The 18,321-nt window shown below is 61.6% G+C and carries 13 protein-coding genes; 12 read left to right on the top strand and 1 reads right to left on the bottom strand.

The window, feature by feature from the left end:
• Nucleotides 1-8 precede the first annotated feature (8 nt).
• The 11 genes from QZ648_RS13560 to holA all read left to right on the top strand — a co-directional run bounded on the left by QZ648_RS13560 (nucleotide 9) and on the right by holA (nucleotide 16,405).
• On the top strand, nucleotides 9-623 hold the full coding sequence (locus QZ648_RS13560) for a hypothetical protein (RefSeq protein ID WP_291997393.1): 615 nt from the start codon (nucleotides 9-11) through the stop codon (nucleotides 621-623).
• Nucleotides 624-652: 29 nt separating this feature from the next.
• Nucleotides 653-2,101 carry an N-6 DNA methylase gene (locus QZ648_RS13565; RefSeq protein WP_291997394.1) on the top strand — a complete coding sequence of 483 codons (1,449 nt, stop codon included), beginning with the start codon at nucleotides 653-655 and terminating at the stop codon, nucleotides 2,099-2,101.
• Nucleotides 2,098-3,612: a restriction endonuclease subunit S gene (locus tag QZ648_RS13570; protein WP_291997395.1), complete on the top strand. Its 1,515-nt coding sequence runs from the start codon at nucleotides 2,098-2,100 to the stop codon at nucleotides 3,610-3,612. Before QZ648_RS13565 ends, QZ648_RS13570 begins: the two co-directional genes overlap by 4 nt.
• 66 nt (nucleotides 3,613-3,678) lie before the next feature.
• Nucleotides 3,679-5,751 carry an anti-phage ZorAB system protein ZorA gene (gene zorA / locus QZ648_RS13575; protein ID WP_291997396.1) on the top strand — a complete coding sequence of 691 codons (2,073 nt, stop codon included), beginning with the start codon at nucleotides 3,679-3,681 and terminating at the stop codon, nucleotides 5,749-5,751.
• Nucleotides 5,752-5,757: 6 nt separating this feature from the next.
• Nucleotides 5,758-6,474, top strand: a complete 717-nt coding sequence (locus QZ648_RS13580; RefSeq protein WP_291997397.1) for a flagellar motor protein MotB — start codon at nucleotides 5,758-5,760, stop codon at nucleotides 6,472-6,474.
• Nucleotides 6,471-8,147: an EH signature domain-containing protein gene (locus QZ648_RS13585; RefSeq protein WP_291997398.1), complete on the top strand. Its 1,677-nt coding sequence runs from the start codon at nucleotides 6,471-6,473 to the stop codon at nucleotides 8,145-8,147. Before QZ648_RS13580 ends, QZ648_RS13585 begins: the two co-directional genes overlap by 4 nt.
• Before the next feature lie 3 nt (nucleotides 8,148-8,150).
• Nucleotides 8,151-11,435 carry a DEAD/DEAH box helicase gene (locus QZ648_RS13590; RefSeq protein ID WP_291997399.1) on the top strand — a complete coding sequence of 1,095 codons (3,285 nt, stop codon included), beginning with the start codon at nucleotides 8,151-8,153 and terminating at the stop codon, nucleotides 11,433-11,435.
• A gap of 221 nt (nucleotides 11,436-11,656) precedes the next feature.
• A complete protein-coding gene (locus QZ648_RS13595; protein WP_291997400.1) occupies nucleotides 11,657-11,818 on the top strand; it encodes a hypothetical protein in 162 nt (53 codons plus the stop codon).
• A 114-nt stretch (nucleotides 11,819-11,932) separates the two neighbouring features.
• Complete coding sequence (locus QZ648_RS13600; protein ID WP_291997401.1) at nucleotides 11,933-14,710, top strand: class I tRNA ligase family protein; 2,778 nt, start codon at nucleotides 11,933-11,935, stop codon at nucleotides 14,708-14,710.
• 19 nt (nucleotides 14,711-14,729) lie between these two features.
• Entirely contained in the window at nucleotides 14,730-15,389 is a 660-nt protein-coding gene (gene lptE, locus QZ648_RS13605) for an LPS assembly lipoprotein LptE (RefSeq protein ID WP_291997402.1), read from the top strand.
• A gap of 11 nt (nucleotides 15,390-15,400) precedes the next feature.
• Nucleotides 15,401-16,405: a DNA polymerase III subunit delta gene (gene holA, locus QZ648_RS13610; protein WP_291997403.1), complete on the top strand. Its 1,005-nt coding sequence runs from the start codon at nucleotides 15,401-15,403 to the stop codon at nucleotides 16,403-16,405.
• 35 nt (nucleotides 16,406-16,440) lie between these two features.
• Here holA and QZ648_RS13615 read toward each other — a convergent pair whose 3' ends face one another.
• Complete coding sequence (locus QZ648_RS13615) at nucleotides 16,441-16,695, bottom strand: hypothetical protein (protein WP_169067631.1); 255 nt, start codon at nucleotides 16,693-16,695, stop codon at nucleotides 16,441-16,443.
• A gap of 339 nt (nucleotides 16,696-17,034) precedes the next feature.
• Here QZ648_RS13615 and QZ648_RS13620 point away from each other — a divergent pair, with 339 nt between their 5' ends.
• The gene (locus QZ648_RS13620; RefSeq protein WP_291997404.1) at nucleotides 17,035-18,291 is read left to right on the top strand and encodes a glutamate-5-semialdehyde dehydrogenase; all 1,257 of its coding nucleotides are present in this window, start codon (nucleotides 17,035-17,037) and stop codon (nucleotides 18,289-18,291) included.
• Nucleotides 18,292-18,321 lie beyond the last annotated feature (30 nt).

Consider the following 18,321-nt stretch of genomic DNA (forward strand, 5'->3'; position numbering starts at 1 on the left):
AGACGGCCATGCCCCTGCAGAACCGCATCAACCCCGAAGGCGAAATCTGTACTTCCCCGGCACGCGGCACGCTAATGGGCAACCGCGGTTGCCTGCACGACGACGCTCGCCAGATCGTTTCGCGTTCGAAGCGCGATGCCTGGGTCACCTGCCTGCTCACGTTCAAGAACCGCAAGCGCCCAGTGATGAGTCCCCGCAAATACACCGAACTCTTTTTCCTCGACGAGGCAACCGCCCTGGCCGCCGGACACCGCCCCTGCGCCACCTGTCGGCGCGATCGCTACGATGCCTTCTTCGCCGCCTGGGGCGTGGGCAATCGCAACGGTGCCAAGGTCCTGGCCGCAGAAGTCGACAAGCAGATGAAGCTGGATCGCGCCGCCAGCCAGCGTCTCGAGACCGCGTCGCTCGCGGATCTGCCCGATGGCGTGATCGTCAAGCACAAAGGCACCGGCACCTGCTATCTGCTGCGTAGCGCCAAGCTTCATCCCTGGTCGTTCGCCGGCTATGGCCGAGCCCAGGCGATGAGCACGGTCAGTGGGCCGTTCGTCATCCTGACCCCGGCCAGCACCGTCAAAGCCCTGCAGCACGGCTACCGGGCGCAACTTCACGGCAGCGCCACCTGATCCTTCCCCGACAGATTGAGGCCCCACGCTTGAACACCCAGAATATCGTCCAGAAGCTCTGGAGCCTATGCGACATCCTTCGCGATGACGGCATCACCTATCACCAGTACGTCACCGAACTGACGCTCCTGCTCTTCCTCAAAATGGCGCAGGAGACCGCCACCGAGCACCGCCTCCCCGCAGGCAGGCGCTGGGCCGATGTCAAGAGCAGGAACGGCGTCGCGCAACATGTCTTCTATCGCGAACTGCTGATCGAACTCGGCGTGGCGCCCGACCCGCTGGTCGCAGCCATCTACGCCAACGCCGGCACCAGCATCAAGGAACCGCGCCACCTTGCGCAACTGATCGCCGACATCGACGGCCTCGACTGGTATTCGGCGCGCCAGGACGGCCTCGGCGATCTCTACGAGGGGCTGCTCGAAAAGAACGCCGGCGAACTCAAGAGCGGTGCCGGCCAGTACTTCACCCCACGCGCATTGATCAAGGCGATGGTGCAAGTGATCAAGCCGCAGGCCGGCGAGCTGATCCAGGATCCCGCCGCGGGCACCGGCGGCTTCCTGATCGTCGCCGACCGCTATATCAAGGACCATACCGACGAGCTCTTCGACCTCGACAGCGCGCAACAGACTTTTCAGAAGAGGTGGGCGCTGGTCGGTATGGAACTGGTCGCCGACGCGCAGCGCCTGGCGCTGATGAACTGCATGCTGCACGACATCGAAGGCGGCGCCGCCGGCCCGGTCTGGCTCGGTAGCACGCTGTCCGCGGAAGGACTGCGCTTGCCAAAGGCCGACGTGATCCTCACCAATCCACCCTTCGGCACCAAGAAGGGGGGCGGCCTGCCAACGCGCGACGACTTCACCTATCCCACCAGCAACAAGCAGCTTGCCTTCCTGCAGCACATCTACCGCAGCCTCAAGCCCGGTGGTCGGGCCGCGGTGGTGCTGCCCGACAACGTGCTCTTCGAGGAGGGAGTCGGCCGGCAGGTCCGCGCCGACCTGATGGACAAATGCAATCTGCACACCGTCCTGCGCCTGCCGATCGGCATCTTCTACGCGCAAGGGGTAAAGACCAACGTCTTGTTCTTCACCAAGGGCAAGACCAGGGACACCGGCAACACGCAGGCGGTCTGGTTTTACGACCTGCGCAGCAACATGCCCAAGTTCGGCAAGCGCACGCCGTTTACCGTCGATCACCTGCAGCCGTTTGTCGCGGCCTACGGCGGCGATGCCCATGGGGGCAGTCCACGTACAGATCAGGGTCAGACCGGCCGCCTCCGTCGTTTCCCGCGCGAAGAGATCGCGGCGCGTCGCGACAGCCTCGACATCTCGTGGCTCAAGGACGAAAACGCCGACCACACCGAAGATTTGCCGGAGCCGGAGGAATTACTGGCCGAGATTCGCAACTTGTTTGAAGAGGCGATGGGGGAGTTGGAAGAACTTGAGACGCTTCTGCCAGCAAAAATAGGGCTGAATGTATGAGTGACATTCCTGCTGCTTGGACGACTGAGCCACTTGGCCAACTTTGCGACATCAATCCAAAGCACTTGCTCAATATCTCCGACAACGCGTCCGTGTCGTTTGTACCAATGAGTGCTATTGACCGCGTTGATGGTCGAATCACGGTGCGCGAAGCTCGTCTCTACGCCCACGTCAAAAAAAAAGGTTACACCCATTTCTCGGATAACGATGTCCTGTTCGCAAAGATCACTCCGTGCATGGAAAACGGCAACTGTGCCGTGGCGGGAGAACTCGAGGGCGGCATTGCCTTTGGCTCTACGGAATTTTTTGTTTTCCGCTCTACGGGAGTCATCGACCCGGGTTATCTCTACCGTTTTTTGCGACAGGTCTCGTTTCGCAGATTGGCACGCAGAGCCATGACTGGAGCCGTTGGGCAGGCACGTGTTCCCAAAGCTTTCATGGAAACAGCAGCAATTCCCCTTCCCCCTCTCAACGAACAGCGCCGCATTGCCGCCAAGCTCGACGTGCTGTTCGAGAAAAGTCGCACAATTCGCGACAAACTCGACCGCGTGCCACGCCTGCTGGCCAACTTGCAAAAATCCATCCTGAACGCCGCCTTTCGCGGGGATTTGACGCGCGAATGGCGCGCGCAGCACCCGGACGTTGAACCCGCCAGCAAACGCGTCGAACAGCTTCGCACTGAACGACGAGCCAAGTGGGAAGCTGACCTAATCGCCAAGGGGAGAGATCCGAAGAGAGCGGAATACGTCGAGCCGGAGCCGGCGGATACCGATGCACTAGCGGAATTGCCGAAGGGGTGGTGCTGGATGAGGATTGGTGATTTCGGTTTCGTGAAAGGTGGAAAGCGACTGCCGGCAGGCCACGATTATGCCGATCAGAAAACAGACAGTCCGTATGTCCGCGTTACCGATATGCACGGAGGTTCGATCAAGACCGAGCAACTCAAATACCTTCCTAGCAACACAGCGAACGCGCTATCAAATTACGTCATTTCGGCTGACGACGTATACATTTCGATTGCTGGGTCCATTGGGTTGGTAGGGAGAATTCCGAGACAAATCGATGGCGCGAACCTGACGGAGAACGCGGCGAAGATCGTCTTGGCGAGGTCGGTTTCACCAGACTACTTGTGGACCTTCTTGGCGTCGGACGTTGCGCAGGAACAGATTCGTGACCTGACAATCTCCACGACTCAGCCGAAGCTTGCGTTGTTCAGAATCGAGCAGGTACTTGTTCCGGTACCTCCGCTAGTAGAACAAGAGGCTATCGCTGAAATCGCAATCAGCGTGCGAGAACGGCTTGAGAGCATTCGGTCACAATTCAGGGAAATTGAAAAAAAACGGGCCCTTGCGGACCGCCAAATACTCGAAAGAGCCTTCCACGGCGAACTCGTCCCTCAAGACCCCAACGATGAACCCGCAAGTGTCCTGCTCGAACGGATTCGTGCCGAACGCGCCGCCACCGGCCCATCCAGGCGAACACGAACAAGGAAGCTTACCAGCGCCACCTAGCCGCGGCTGCTTTCCCCCGGCTCTTGCCACTGAACACCAACAATAATTATCTGGGAGTCGTTACAAGTGAGCCTTCTGCCCCAGTACTGGCACATCGCCCTCATCTCCACCGTCCTTGGCCTGATCGCACTCGGTTTTGTCTTCAATTTCATCTTGCCGGGTCTCAAGCTCGGGCGTCAGCAGAAGGCAGCCATCGCGACACTCCGAGGCCTGAAGCCGGAGATTGGCACACACCTGACCGACCTTGATCGCATCGCCCAGGAAGCGATGGGCAGCGAACGCTTGCTGCACTGCTGGAACGAGTACACCGAAACCCTGCACCCGCAAACCCGGACCAATGAAGTCGGGCAGGAGGATGTCGTGCGCTGGCGGGCGACGGCGATGGCGGAATCCTTCTTCACCGAACATGCACTCGTCGATACGCCGCTCAAGACTGAGTTCTACAAGCACTTGCCGGGCATTCTGACCGGCATCGGCATCATCGGTACCTTCTCCGGACTGATTCTCGGACTGATCGACTTCGAAGTGTCGACGGATGCCGACCAGGTCCGCCGAAGTCTGGCCGGCCTGATCCAGAACGTCGGCCACGCCTTCATCGTCTCGGCGAGCGCGATCGCCCTGGCGATGCTCTTCATCTGGATCGAAAAGTCGGTGGTGACGCGGCGCTATCGCGAGGTGGAAACCCTGTGCAGCCTCATCGACAGCCAGTTCGATGCCGGCGCCGGTGAAGAGTATCTGGCGCGTCTGGTGCAGGCCTCCGAGACCTCGGCGACGCAGGCGGCGCAGATCAAGGATTCGCTGGTTACCGATCTCAAGGAGGTGCTGTCCGAACTCACACGCCAGCAGATCGAGGCCGCCGCCCACAACAATCAGCACCTGTCCGAGACGCTCGTGCAGACCTTTTCGGACAGCTTGAAGGAACCGATCGAGCGCATTTCACAAGCCGTCGAGCGTGTCTCGGGCAATCAGGGGGATGCCGTGAGCCAGCTCCTGACCGACGTGCTGTCGAGTTTCAGCAGTCAGATGCAGGACATGTTTGGTGGCCAGATGAAGGGGATGAACGAGGCCTTGCAGCAGACCGCCCTGACCATCCAGGGCGCAGCCGGAAAGTTCGACGAGTTGGCGGCAAACCTGCAGAATGCGGGACGTGGCGCCGCCGACGCGATGGCCGAGCGACTGGAGCAGGTGATCCAAACGGCCGAGGCGCGACAGGAGGCGATGAACGCCAGGATGAGCGAATTTGCCGAGGAGATCCGGTCAGCCGTCAGCTGCTCGCAGTCAGAAACCTCCGAGCGCATGCAGAGCCTGCTCGCCGAAATGGGCGAAAAGGTTGCCGCGGTGGTTGCGCAGCTCGACACCCAGTCGCGCGACGCCGCCGAAGGTCAGCAGGCACAACAGCTCCGCTTGGGCGAGGCGCTGGCGGGCATGATCGGGTCGCTCCAGGAGCAGGGGAAGCAGGCAGCCGAGACGCACGCGACACAACAGGCCGAGTTCGCCATGCACACGGAAGCGACAGTGACACAGATGGCCGCCCAGGTCGGCGAGCTGAGCGGCGCCGTCCGTGCCGCCACCCAGGAGATGCGCGGCGCGACTGCGCAGTTGGCGGACACGACGCGGGACAGCCTGGAGCGCATGAACAAGGGGGCGGAAACGCTGCAGGTGGCGGTCGTAAGCTTCTCGCGCACGGTCGACGGGCTGTCGGACGTGTCCGACCGGATCTCGGGCAGCACCAACAAACTCAATCTGGCGGCCAACGCGCTCAACGGCGCGACGCAGGCGTCGATGCAGGTGATCAATGACTACCGCGTGACGCGCGATACCTTCGCCACGATCGTCGAGAATCTGAAGTCCACGATCGAGAATGCGCGCAAGGAAGCTTCGCTGACGTCCGAACTGGTCAACCGCCTGAGCTCCGCTGCAGGCACGCTCAGCGCAGCACAGAAAGACGCCGAGGAATACCTCCAGGGGGTCACCGAAGTTCTCGCCGAGGCGCACAAGGCGTTCGCCGAGAGCGTCGAGAGAACGCTGCGCAAGGGCAACGCCGATTTTCACAAGGAGCTTGCCGAGGCGGTGAACCTGCTCAAGGGAGCCATTCAGGATCTCGGCAACACCCTCGATGCGGCGACAACCCGGAGGTAATGCACCATGCTCGGGATGAAGACGGCCCAACACCGCAGAGCGCGGGAAGACGGCGAGAGGCCCTTCTGGATTTCCTTCTCCGACCTGATGTCGGCGCTGATGGTGCTGTTCCTCGTGGCGATGACCGTGGCTCTGCTGGCAGTCACCAACGAGATCTCGGAAGCCGAGAGAGAGAAGACGGAACGCGACCGGGAAATCGAGGAACTTCTTGCCAGAATCCGCGAGGCCACCAGGGATTTTCCCGGCATCACGTTGCGTGGACGTACGGTGGATTTTGGCGATCGTGCGCACTTCGATACCAACAGCCACAAGCTTACAAAGGATCAGGCGCACCTCCTGCGTGCGGTGATCCCGAAGCTGCTCGATGTCGCGCGCGACCCTCTGGGGCAGAAGTGGATCAAACGAGCGATCGTGGAAGGCTTCGCCGACGAGCGCGGAACCTACCTGCATAACCTGAATTTGAGTCTGCAGCGGTCTGAACGCGTCCTGTGCGTCCTGCTGGCAGCTCCCGACGCGGGTGAGGCACCGCTCTCGCAAGAGGATCGCCTGCTGATCAGGGAACTGTTTCTGGTGGGTGGGTCGTCGTTCAACTCCCTCAAGGAGAGCCTGGACGAGAGCCGGCGAATTGAACTCAAACTCGAATTCCTGGACATTGGCGAACGTCGACCTGTCGCACGCGATTTGCCGCTTGCCCACGACCCTCGCTGCCCGATCGATCGATGAGCCCTCATCTCGATCAACTGCGGCAGCAAGTTCAGAGCTCCTTCGGCGACAGCCTGCGTTCACCGGAATGGGGCGCACCGGTGCTGATGACGCAGGCGCTCCAGGCCGTCAAAGCGCAGTTCGACTCGTCGAGCGTTAGTACGGATCCGCGCTCGATCGCGAAGACCCTTCTCGCATTCCGCAATACACGCTCGCTGACGAACTTCATCGATCTCAAATACGCCTGCTTCGGCGTCTCGCAGCGCGTCGGCCGCGACGGGTGGAGCCTGATCGAAGATGAAGCGCTTTTTGAACTCCTGCTCGGATCCATCAAGGACTTGAATGAGTTTCCGCGGCGCTTGAGGAAGTGCTACCAGGGCCTGATGCACAGCTACTTCAACTATGCGATTCTCGATGAAGAAGCGGCAGCGGGCGTTGGCAATTGGCTCCTCCTCAGAAAATTCCTTGTCGACCATCTGAGTGTCGCACTCTCGGTCGAGCCGCAGGCAAGTTGGCTGCGCACCTTGGGCGAGCATCGGAATCTGCTGGCCGACAATCCTTGTGACCGATACGCGCCACAACTGATGAACGGGGACGCCAGCGAACTGGTTGCCGCCAGCGAGAGCATCGGACTGGCCACCAGTTCCTGGGTCTGGCAGGAAGCGATCACTTCGCATACCCAGCAGGTCTGCAAGCTAAAATCGGACAAGAAATTTCGCGAGTATCTGGATGTGCTGCTCGATCTCCTTGATGGGAAAGGCGGTGTACAACTCAGTAGAAGTATCGCCGTCGACTGCATCGCGCTGATCCTGATTCGCTACGTCAAGGGAAAGGATCTGCCGGAGCACCCACACTTGCGCGATCTCGCTGTTGAGCAGATCGGCAATCCCTGGCTCAAACGTACGGCTTGGGACGCCCACGTTAAGAACGACGAGGCGAGGAAGATGGTCGACGGATGGCTCAAGCGCCGCCTGATCACCGATTTCTTTGCCCTGCTGTCGGAGGACGGTGCCGCCGACCAGCGCCGCCTCAACTACTGGCTGCGATTCGAGCCCGTGATTGAGGACATGTGGTTTGCCCTCGGTCCCCATGCAGGGAGCACGAACACCTCCAATTTCAGGGACATGCGCAAGCGTATGGAGGGACGCCTCCATTATCTCGACGGCCAGGGTTCGCCTTACAACAACGCCTTCATCATGAAGATAGGTTCCTTCATGGTGGTGGAGTTCGGTATCACCGGCAACGCGACGTTTATCTACAACGCCCAGGATCTCAATCTCGATTCCATGCGGCGGCACGTTGCTATCCATACGCTCAAGGCACGCAACCGTGTCGCGAGATTGATTCACATGGCGAACTGGGAAGGCAACTTCGACGCCTGGCTCCTGCCGCGCATCGGATGGAGCCCTCAGATAGGGGCGGCGGGAAGTTCGCGTAGTGTTGACGCATACCTACGACCCGCTGCGGAAGCGACCGTGCCCGAGCCTCGGCACGCTCCCGCAACGCCGAGGCCACCGCCAACCATGGTGGCGGTGAATGAGGTGATCTATGCGCATAACCTTAAGTTCGACGATCGACGATCCAAGAATGGAGCGTTCTGGATTCTCCACGATGACTCCAACCCGACGGTTAACGCAAAGCTGCAGAGATTGGGCTTCAGGTACAAGGCCCCACGGGGCTGGTGGAAGGAGTAGAGGATGTTCGGAAAGTTGTTAAGGCGTGGCGCGGACAAGAGCACACGGCCACAACCAAAGACCACGCGCACCCTGCGTCAAGACGGGATCGCCTACACGGTCGACCAGCTGCCGGTGGAAGAGTGGCTCGCCGCTCCCTTCGACCATCCCTCAGTTTCTGAACTCGGCGCCCTCCTCGGCCAAATTTCCTCCGAAGGCTACGGTGCGACGCACGAGAATTCGTTCGTGCTGGGCTGGGAAGACCTCTACAGGCTTCGTGCGCTGGAGGACTACGCAGGTGCCTTGCCGCTGCTCGACCTCCCGCCACTTTCCGGGCTTCGCCCAATACTGAACAGCAAGGGCAGCCTGCAGGACCGTGATTTTTCAATCGTCCTGTCGGGATGGGCTGATGCGCAACGGACACCATTGCGCGTTGCGCCCAGGCTTGTCGGCGCGATAGCAATCCACGAAGGCCGCGAGCAGTTGTTGCCCGAGCCCGCGTGGAAATTGTTGGGACAGATCGCCGACTTTCATCGGCGGCCCGACGATGAGCGAACTCCCGATGGCAATCGCATGCATTGGGGCCGAATACGCAAGGGCGCCTTGGCTGCTGGTGGCGTCCTGTCGAACTTCCTGCAGAAGACCATCGTCCTGACCCCCGAGCGGCTGCAACTTTCATTGCGCAAAGCCGGAGAGGGGGAAAGCAAGACGGTGGAGGTCACTCCCGAATTCGAGGACGCGCCGGCACGCTGGATCGAGATCTTCGATCGCTTGCGGAGCGTGCAGGAGCGCTACGAAATACCGGACGGCGAGGAACTGACACACGTCATCGTCACCCCGGAAGTCCAGACGGTCCTGCGTGAAATCAAGCGCATGCCCGGCCGGCGCGTCGCGGGAAGTAGAGCCGAGGCGTTCGTCCGGAATCCGTTCGCACTCCTGGGACCGGACGCTGAAACCGTGGTCAGCGCGGAGGCCTTCGAGGCCGAGCGCGAGAAGGCCGGGCTGAGCTTCGAGCGCTTTACGCCCTTCGTCGAGCGCGACGAACAGGGTACTTTGTCGCGAGTCGGTCTGCGTGTCGAGGAAGCCGACGGGGAGTCGATCTCGACGACTGAAGTCGAACTCGCCAGCGCGACAGTTCTGGCGGCATTCATCAAGAAACTTGGCGAACGCATCGCCCAGGAAGCGCAGTGCTGCTTCTGGGAGGGGTACGAACTCGAGATTCTTGGAGAGACGCCGCAGCACCATGCGACCTTGAAGCAGGTACTCGCCGAGTGGAGTGCTCCCAGTCAAGTTTCTCTGGCCGAGATCTTCGATCTGTCGCATTACTCCGAGCGCATCGAGGGCATCGGCCAGGAAAAGCAGTACTGCTCGCCATTTATCGCGCGCAAGCAGGACGACGCCGGCTGGGTACCGGAAAACATTCTGTTTGGTTTCGATTTCCTGCCGGAGGGTGCCTCACAACCGATTACCGTGCCGATGAACGACGAGCGCGTCGCCGAACTAAGGTCTCTGGTAGAAGACGCGAAGCATACCGGCAGGCGCGAAGTGACGCTGCCCGGCTGTCCGGCACCGATTCCAGTCGCTGAAGCTCAGCGTATGGTCGCGACGTTCGCTGCTGCCGCGGAAGACGCCAAGTCCGGCACACTCTCGGAGGCGATAGGAAAGAAACAACCCTCGATCGAACGTAAGCAACTCATCGTCAAGGCCAATATCGATACTGTCGACTATGCGGAGCAGCGTGCCGACTTGCTGGCGCTGGCGCATGAAGTCAAGCCACAGCTTCCAACGGCGCTACGGCCAGATGTTTCGTTGAAGGAGCATCAACAGTACGGCGTCGCCTGGATGCAGCACTTGTGGCGGTTATCGCCGTCGAGTTGTCGTGGCGCACTCCTCGCCGACGACATGGGTTTGGGCAAGACAATCCAGTTGCTGACCTTCATTGCCGCATGCCTCGAAAGCGATCCAGGAATGGACCCTGTATTGGTCGTTGCCCCGGTGGCCCTGCTGGAGAATTGGCAGGAAGAAATCGAAAAATTCTTTTTGCCCGGCACCCTGCCAGTTCTGACGCTGTACGGGGCAGTCCTGTCGAGCAAACAGATCCCGAAAGTTCTGCTCGACGCGGAACTGGCATCCGAGGGAATCACCAGGCTATTGAAGAAGGGCTGGGTCGGCGATGCCAAGGTCGTGCTGACCACTTACGAAACACTGCGCGGCCTGGAGTTTTCGCTGGCGGCACAACGATGGTCGATCATGATTTGCGATGAAGCGCAGAAGATCAAGAATCCAAACGCGATGGTGACAAGAGCGGCCAAAAAGCAGAACGTCCGCTTTCGGATCGCCTGCACGGGCACGCCGGTCGAGAACACTCTGACTGACATTTGGTGCCTCTTCGACTTCATCCAGGCTGGGTTGCTGGGAGCGCTCAGCGAGTTCGGGCGCCGATATCGGAAGCCAATCGAGGCGGAAACCGATGAAGAAAAGGAACGGGTCGAAGAGTTGCGCGGAATCATCAAGCCGCAGTTGCTGCGGCGTGAAAAGAAGGACGTTGCCAAGGACCTGCCGGCAAAGACTACCGACCAGGCATGCCGTCGCCTGCCGATGTCCCAGCATCAACGCACACTCTACGCCAGGGGAATAGCCAGGTATCGCAAGGAGGCGGCGACCAATCCGGCTGCGCAACTGGGCGTGATTCATTTCCTGCGACGGATTTGCTCGGACCCATTGGTTGAAGAGCCCTACCAGGCAGATCGCTCGTCAGTTGAAGAAATCCTTCAGGCTTCCCCAAAAATGGCCTGGTTGATGCAGGCGTTGCACCAGATCAGGCAACGCCAGGAAAAGGTGATCGTCTTTTGCGAGTTTCGCGACTTGCAGCGAACTCTGCAACGGTGCATCGCTGACAGACTCGATGTTCATCCGGACATCATCAACGGCGATACGTCTGCCTCATCCAGTCACGCCGACAGTCGTCAGAAGCGGCTCAAGGCATTCCAGTCGAAACCGGGATTCGGGGTCATTGTGTTGTCCCCGCTGGCAGTAGGTTTTGGCGTCAACATTCAGGCAGCCAACCACGTGATTCACTTCACGCGCACCTGGAACCCCGCCAAGGAGGACCAGGCGACCGATCGCGCCTACCGCATCGGGCAGGAGCGCGAGGTCTTCGTCTATTACCCGGTGGTGGTCGCCGATGACTTCGTGAGCTTTGACGAGAAACTGGACAAGCTGCTCGACTGGAAGCGTGCGCTTTCCGCCGATATGCTCAATGGTTCCGGGGAAATCAGCGTTGCCGAGCTTCTGGATATTGCGGAGTAGTACTTGATTCTGCAGATCACCGTTAAGCGAAGATTCCGACCACGCTGGGGTGTGGCTCGCCTTTTCAACACCATCAAGACTTCCGCCAGTTGTTGCTGCAGCATTGCTTCGAACAAGCGCCGGGCGATTTCTCCGGAATCGGTCGAATTCTCGACGCCGGCTAGTCCGGTGTTTCCGGAAGACAGTCGATCAGGCGCTCAAGCGGCCGAGTAAGCTCGGGAATGGCAGCGCGCCTCCGCTGCAGCGACTCGTCAAAGGAGGAGCTGCGCATCTACTACAACAGTCGCGGCAACCTCCTCGCGCATGGCGTCATTTCATCGCCCACGCCGCGCTGGACTCCGGATCCGTTTCCTGGGCGCTTCGTTCTCGATCGGCTCAGCTAAACGAGCGGTTGAGTAAGCGGCTATAACGCTTCAGAGCGTCAGCGAGAGCGGAGCAGGGCCAAGCGCCTATGCGTATAATTCGCGCTTCAGCCTATTTCCGGACCCCTACTGGCCATGCAGGAAAAGTATCAGCCCGCGGACGTTGAACTCGCCGCTCAGCAATTCTGGAACGACAGCGGCGCGGCACGTGCCATCGAGGATCCGAGCCGGCAGAAGTACTATTGCCTGTCGATGTTCCCCTATCCGTCCGGCAAGTTGCACATGGGGCACGTGCGCAATTACACCATCGGAGACGTCCTGGCGCGCTTCCACGGCATGCTCGGCTACAACGTTCTGCAACCAATGGGCTGGGATGCTTTCGGGATGCCCGCCGAGAACGCGGCGATCCAGAACAATGTCCCGCCGGTGCAATGGACCTACGCCAACATCGACTACATGCGGACCCAACTCAAGCGGCTGGGTTTCGCCATCGACTGGCAGCGCGAGATTGCCACGTGCACGCCCGAGTATTACCGCTGGGAGCAGTGGCTGTTCACCCGTCTCTACGAGAAAGGTCTGATCTACCAGCGCCTGGGAACGGTCAACTGGGACCCGGTCGACCAGACCGTGCTCGCCAACGAGCAGGTCATCGACGGGCGTGGCTGGCGCTCGGGGGCGCTGATCGAAAAGCGCGAAATCCCGATGTACTACATGAAGATCACCGCCTACGCGGAGGAACTTCTCGCCGATCTCGAGCAGCTCGAAGGCTGGCCCGAGCAGGTGCGCCTGATGCAGAAGAACTGGATCGGCAAGAGCACCGGCGTGCGCTTCGCCTTTCCCTACGAGCTGGACGGCGAGCCCGGGCAGTTGTGGGTGTTCACCACCCGCGCCGACACCATCATGGGAGTCACCTTCTGTGCCGTCGCCGCCGAGCATCCCTTGGCCAGCTACGCGGCGGCGCGCGATCCGCAGATCGCCGCTTTCGTCGAGGAATGCAAGCGTGGTGGCGTTGCTGAAGCCGACCTGGCGACGATGGACAAGAAGGGCATGCCGACCGGCATCTACGTCACCCATCCGCTGAGCGGCGAACAGGTCGAAGTGTGGATCGGCAACTACGTGCTGATGAGTTACGGCGACGGCGCAGTGATGGCCGTTCCGGCGCACGACGAACGAGACTTCGCTTTTGCCCGGAAGTATGGCCTGGCGATTAAACAGGTAATCGCCACAGGCAGAGAAGATGGCTTTGGCGACGGAAGCGGATACGGCGGTGGCACAGGCGCCGGCGCGGGCAACGATGATGGCTCTGGCTCTGAGTCCTCCCAAACTGATTTTTCGCTATCTGCTTGGCAAGATTGGTATGGCAGCAAGTATGTTGGGGTTTGTATTAACTCGGGTAAATATGACGGCCTAGGTCACGCGGCCGCGACCGACGCCATCGCCGCCGATCTGGCGGCCAAGGGCCTGGGCGCGAAGAAAGTCCAGTTTCGGCTGCGTGACTGGGGAATTTCGCGGCAGCGTTACTGGGGCTGCCCGATCCCGATCATTCACTGCCCCAACTGCGGCGATGTGCCGGTTCCCGATGCCGACCTGCCGGTGGTACTGCCGGAAAACGTGACCATCACCGGCGCCGGCTCGCCCTTGAGTGCGATGCCCGAGTTTCACGCCTGCAGCTGCCCGAAATGTGGTCAGCCGGCGCGGCGCGAAACCGACACCATGGACACTTTTGTCGAGTCCTCGTGGTACTTCCTGCGCTATTGTTGTCCGGACAACGATCAGGCGATGGTCGACGAGCGCGTCGCCTACTGGTGCCAGGGTGGCATCGACCAGTACATCGGTGGCATCGAACACGCCATTCTGCACCTGCTCTACGCGCGCTTCTGGACCAAGCTGATGCGCGACGTCGGGCTGTTCGGCGAGGCCTCGTCGGGCACGGACTTGCTCGGTGAGCCTTTTGCCCATCTCCTGACTCAGGGCATGGTCGTCGCGCCGACGTTCTACCGCGAGGACGGCAACGGCAAGAAACAGTGGATCAACCCCGCCGAGGTCGACGCCGCGCATGACGAACGTGGTCGCGCCAGCGGCGCCACGCTGCGCGCCGACGGCCTGCCGGTGAGCGTCGGGGGCATCGAGAAAATGTCCAAGTCGAAGAACAATGGCGTCGATCCGCAGTCGCTGATCGAACAGTTCGGCGCCGATACGGCGCGCCTGTTCATCATGTTCGCCAGCCCGCCTGACCAGTCGCTGGAGTGGTCGGATGCCGGCGTCGAGGGTGGCTTCCGTTTTCTCAAGCGCTTGTGGCGAATCGTCTTCGAGCATGTCTCGGCGGGCCCTGTTCTGCCGATCGACGCTGCGCAACGCGGCGAAATGTCGCCGGAACTGAAGGCCTTGCGTCGCCAGTTGCATCAGACGATCGGCAAGGTTGCCGACGATTATGGTCGCCGCAAACAGTTCAATACCGCGATTGCGGCGGTGATGGAGTTGCTCAACGGCTATAACCGGGTGAGCGGCGAAACGGTCGGTGAAACGGTCGGCGAAACGGTCGGAGAACCCGCCGGAAAATCGGCCGTCGTGCGCGCCGTCAGGCAGGAAACGCTGGAAGCGGTGGTGCTGATGCTCAACCCGATCGTGCCGCACGTCTGCGAGGCGCTGTTTGCGGCGCTGCGGCCCGGCTGCACGGCCAGCTCGCAAGCTTTTCCGAAGCCCGACGCAGAGGCCCTGGTGCAGGACGAAATCGAGCTCATGCTGCAGATCAACGGCAAGCTGCGCGGCAGCCTGCGGGTGCCGGCGGGTGCCGACCGGGCGAGCATTGAAGCCGCCGCGCTGGCCAGCGAAGCGGCCGCCAAATATTTGGCCGGTGCCGCGCCGAAAAAGCTGATCGTCGTTCCCGGTCGCCTGGTCAACATCGTCGCTTGAAAGCTTGAGGGAGACTCCGATGCGCCTGGCGCTGCCGCCCACTTTGCGGGCCCCTGCTCGTGTCGCCACGCGTGCGCTCTTCCTGGCGATGATTACCCTGCTTGCCGCTTGCGGTTTCCAGTTGCGCGGCTCCTACTCTTTGCCTTACGAAAGCATTTACCTGGCGATGCCCGAATATTCGGTGGTCGGCGCCGATCTGCGGCGCGCCATTCGTTCCTCCGCGACGACGCGTCTGGCACTGGTCGCGAAAGACGCGCAGGCCACTTTCCAGCCCGGCTCCGAGTATCGTGATCGCATCATCCTCTCGGTTTCCGGCACCGGCCGGGTCAGCGAACTGCGCTTGCGCTACCTGTATCCCTACCGCGTGGTCGACGCCAAGGGCCGCGATCTGGTCGCGCCAGGGAGCATCGAACTGATCCGCGACCTGACCTACGACGACTACAACGTGCTCGCCAAACAGCAGGAAGAGGTGCTGCTCTGGCGCGACATGGAGAACGACCTGGTGCATCAGTTGATGCGCCGCCTGGCGGCAGGCAAACCGGTGCCGGCGGTCGAGCCGGGCACTCCAGCGCAGCCAGGGGAAGCGGCCGCGCTGGTCAAGCCGGTGGATGCGAATGCGGTGGATGCGGTGGATGCGGTGGATGGGGCCACGCCCGCCAAGCCAGCACTAGCCAGGTAGCGGCGAGCCCGATGCAGCTCAAGGGCGAACATCTCGCGGCGCAGCTCCAGCGCGAGCTCAAGCCGGTCTATCTGGTCTATGGCGACGAGCCTCTGCTGGTCATCGAAGCGGCCGGCGCGATCCGCGCCGCGGCGCGGCAGGCGGGCTTCGACGAACGCGAAGTGCTGGTTGCCGGCAGCGCTTTCAACTGGAACGATCTCTACCACGCCGCCGGCAGCATGTCCTTGTTCGCCGGGCGCAAGCTGATCGATCTGCGTCTGCCGGCCGGCAAGCCGGGGCGCGACGGCGGTGCCGCGCTCCAGGCCTACTGCGCGCGTCCGTCGCCGGATGCGCTGCTGCTGGTGACCATGACCGGCGCCGACTGGCGCGAGGAAAAGGCCGCCTGGGTCGGCGCCGTGGCTGCCGCCGGAGCGGTCGTCAAACTGATCCCGCCCGGGCTTGGCGAGCTGCCGGCCTGGCTCGCTGCTCGTCTCGCTCGTCAGCAGCAAAGCGCGGATGCGGCCGGCCTGCGCTTCATTGCCGAGCGCGTCGAAGGCAATTTGCTGGCCGCGCATCAGGAAATTCTCAAACTCGAAATCCTTTACCCGTCGGGTGCGCTGCGCCTCGAGCAGATTCGCGAGGCGGTGCTCAACGTCGCCCGCTACGACCTCGACGGCCTGCGTGAAGCGATGCTGGCGGGTGATGTGCTGCGCCTGACGCGCACCATCGATGGTCTGCAGCAGGAGGGCGAGGCGCCGCCGCTGGTGCTTTGGGCAATGACCGAGGAGGTGCGCGCCCTGGCCCAGATCAACGCCGGTCTCGAGGCGCGTCAGCCGCTGCCCGAGCTGTTGAAGGAGGCCCGCGTCTGGGGCGCTCGCCAGGGGCAGATCAGAAAGGCATTGCAGCGCGTGAATGGCGGGCGGGCGAGGGCGGCCCTGGCGCAGGCGGCACGCATCGACCGCATCATCAAGGGCCTGACCAGTGGCGACGTGTGGGACGAGTTCCTGCGCCTTGGTCTGAACATCGCTGTTGCCTGAACTCTTCGGCCCGAGAGACGGACTCCCTCGCCATTTCAGGCGGCGCTGCCGCCTTCACGCTCGCCGGGGGCGACTTCGTCCGGCGCCAGGTGCTCCCAGAGGCAATCCTGGCTTTCTGCGCTGGCCTCGGTGAGGCTGGGCGAAGCTTTGCTCTGCACCAGACACTCGCCGACGCAGCTTTCGCTGACGACGACCAGCTGCATTTCGGTATCGACCTTGCGCTCTCCATCCCAGTAGCTGCAGGTGGCGCAAACTTTCACTTCCGTTGGCAAAATGAGTTTTCGTTTCATGATCGACGCAGGTAGTTGAGAGGGAGGAATAGCCCTCTGAGTGTAATTCTTTGCGGTGGTTCCCTTGACCCTGGCGCACCGTCGATGCCTATAATCGCAACTTGACCGCAAACGGCAGGTGACCGACTTCGCGCTGGCCTTCGCGCTGGCCTGCATTGTCCTCGCTGCACTGCAACAGTGCCAGCCTTTTCGCTCCGCATGGTCTTGTCGGCGGGGTGGCAGAGGCCAGCTTCCGCGGCCTGGTGTACGTTTCCAAGTTTCTGCGTTGCCAGCTTCCTGGCGCGCTTTTTGAACGTTGATTGAGCACTTATCGGCTCCTCTGCAATTCTGGAAAGCCTCATGAGCATAGAGCAGTATATCCATAGCGTTGGCCAGCAGGCGCGCGCGGCTTCGCGGGCCATGGCGCGTGCCGACAGCAACGCCAAGAACGGCGCACTGCGCGCGATCGCCGCGGCCATTCGCCGCGAGGCCAGTGTTCTGGTCGCCGCCAATCGCGAGGATCTGGCCGCCGCCATCGCTGCCGGCCTCGAACCCGCGCTGCTCGACCGCCTGACCCTTTCGGAAAAAGGCATTGCGGCGATGGCCGAAGGCGTCGAGCAGGTCGCTGCGCTGGACGACCCGGTCGGCGAGGTCAGTGGCCTCAGGTTCCGCCCGAGTGGCATCCAGGTGGGCCGTATGCGGGTACCGCTGGGCGTTGTCGGCATCATCTACGAGGCCCGCCCGAACGTCACCGCCGACGCCGCCGCGCTGTGCCTGAAGTCGGGAAACGCGGCGATCCTGCGCGGTGGCTCGGAAGCCATCCGCAGTAACCGGGCAATTGCCGCCCTGGTTCATGAAGGGCTGGCCAGCGCCGGGCTGCCGTCAAGCGCCGTTCAGGTGATAGACACCACCGACCGTGCCGCCGTTGGTCATCTGATCACTATGCGCGAGTACGTGGATGTCATCGTCCCGCGTGGCGGCAAGGGGCTGATCTCGCGCTTGCTGGCTGAGTCGCGGGTGCCGATGATCCAGCACCTGGACGGCAATTGCCACGTCTATGTCGATGATCAAGCCGATCCGGAGAAGGCGTTGCAGATCATCGAAAACGCCAAGACGCAGCGCTACGGTACCTGCAACACCGCCGAGTCGCTGCTGCTGGCGCGTTCCGTTGCCGCCGATCTGTTGCCACTGATTGGCGCCATGTTGACCGAGCGCGGTGTCGAGCTTCGCGGTTGCCCGGAAACGCTGGCCATCGTCACCACGGCATGGCCGGCGAGCGAGGAAGATTACGCCAGCGAATACCTGGCGCCGATCATCTCGGTCAAGGTGGTCGCCGGACTCGACGAAGCCATCGAACATATCAATGCCTACGGTTCACATCACACCGACGCCATCGTCAGCGAAAACTACACGGCGGCGATGCGTTTCCTGCGCGAAGTCGATTCGGCGTCGGTGATGGTCAATGCGTCGACGCGCTTCGCGGATGGCTTCGAATACGGTCTCGGTGCCGAAATCGGCATTTCGACCGACAAAATCCACGCGCGCGGTCCGGTCGGCCTGGAAGGGTTGACCTGCCAGAAGTGGATTGTTCTCGGCAATGGCGAGGTGCGTGCCTGACCGAGGTCACGGAGAATCTCAAGCGCTAAT

Origin of the sequence: Candidatus Accumulibacter sp. ACC012 (genome assembly GCF_907163155.1) — a bacterium.
Classification (GTDB): domain Bacteria; phylum Pseudomonadota; class Gammaproteobacteria; order Burkholderiales; family Rhodocyclaceae; genus Accumulibacter; species Accumulibacter delftensis.

What these genes read in the sequence shown, in the direction of transcription:
- QZ648_RS13560 (WP_291997393.1), top strand. Translation starts at nt 9, where the DNA reads ATGCCCCTGCAGAACCGCATCAACCCCGAAGGCGAAATCTGTACTTCC.
- QZ648_RS13620 (WP_291997404.1), top strand. Translation starts at nt 17,035, where the DNA reads ATGAGCATAGAGCAGTATATCCATAGCGTTGGCCAGCAGGCGCGCGCG.
- lptE (WP_291997402.1), top strand. Translation starts at nt 14,730, where the DNA reads ATGCGCCTGGCGCTGCCGCCCACTTTGCGGGCCCCTGCTCGTGTCGCC.
- QZ648_RS13590 (WP_291997399.1), top strand. Translation starts at nt 8,151, where the DNA reads ATGTTCGGAAAGTTGTTAAGGCGTGGCGCGGACAAGAGCACACGGCCA.
- holA (WP_291997403.1), top strand. Translation starts at nt 15,401, where the DNA reads ATGCAGCTCAAGGGCGAACATCTCGCGGCGCAGCTCCAGCGCGAGCTC.
- QZ648_RS13570 (WP_291997395.1), top strand. Translation starts at nt 2,098, where the DNA reads ATGAGTGACATTCCTGCTGCTTGGACGACTGAGCCACTTGGCCAACTT.
- QZ648_RS13600 (WP_291997401.1), top strand. Translation starts at nt 11,933, where the DNA reads ATGCAGGAAAAGTATCAGCCCGCGGACGTTGAACTCGCCGCTCAGCAA.
- QZ648_RS13615 (WP_169067631.1), bottom strand. Translation starts at nt 16,695, where the DNA reads ATGAAACGAAAACTCATTTTGCCAACGGAAGTGAAAGTTTGCGCCACC.
- QZ648_RS13595 (WP_291997400.1), top strand. Translation starts at nt 11,657, where the DNA reads ATGGCAGCGCGCCTCCGCTGCAGCGACTCGTCAAAGGAGGAGCTGCGC.
- QZ648_RS13585 (WP_291997398.1), top strand. Translation starts at nt 6,471, where the DNA reads ATGAGCCCTCATCTCGATCAACTGCGGCAGCAAGTTCAGAGCTCCTTC.
- QZ648_RS13580 (WP_291997397.1), top strand. Translation starts at nt 5,758, where the DNA reads ATGCTCGGGATGAAGACGGCCCAACACCGCAGAGCGCGGGAAGACGGC.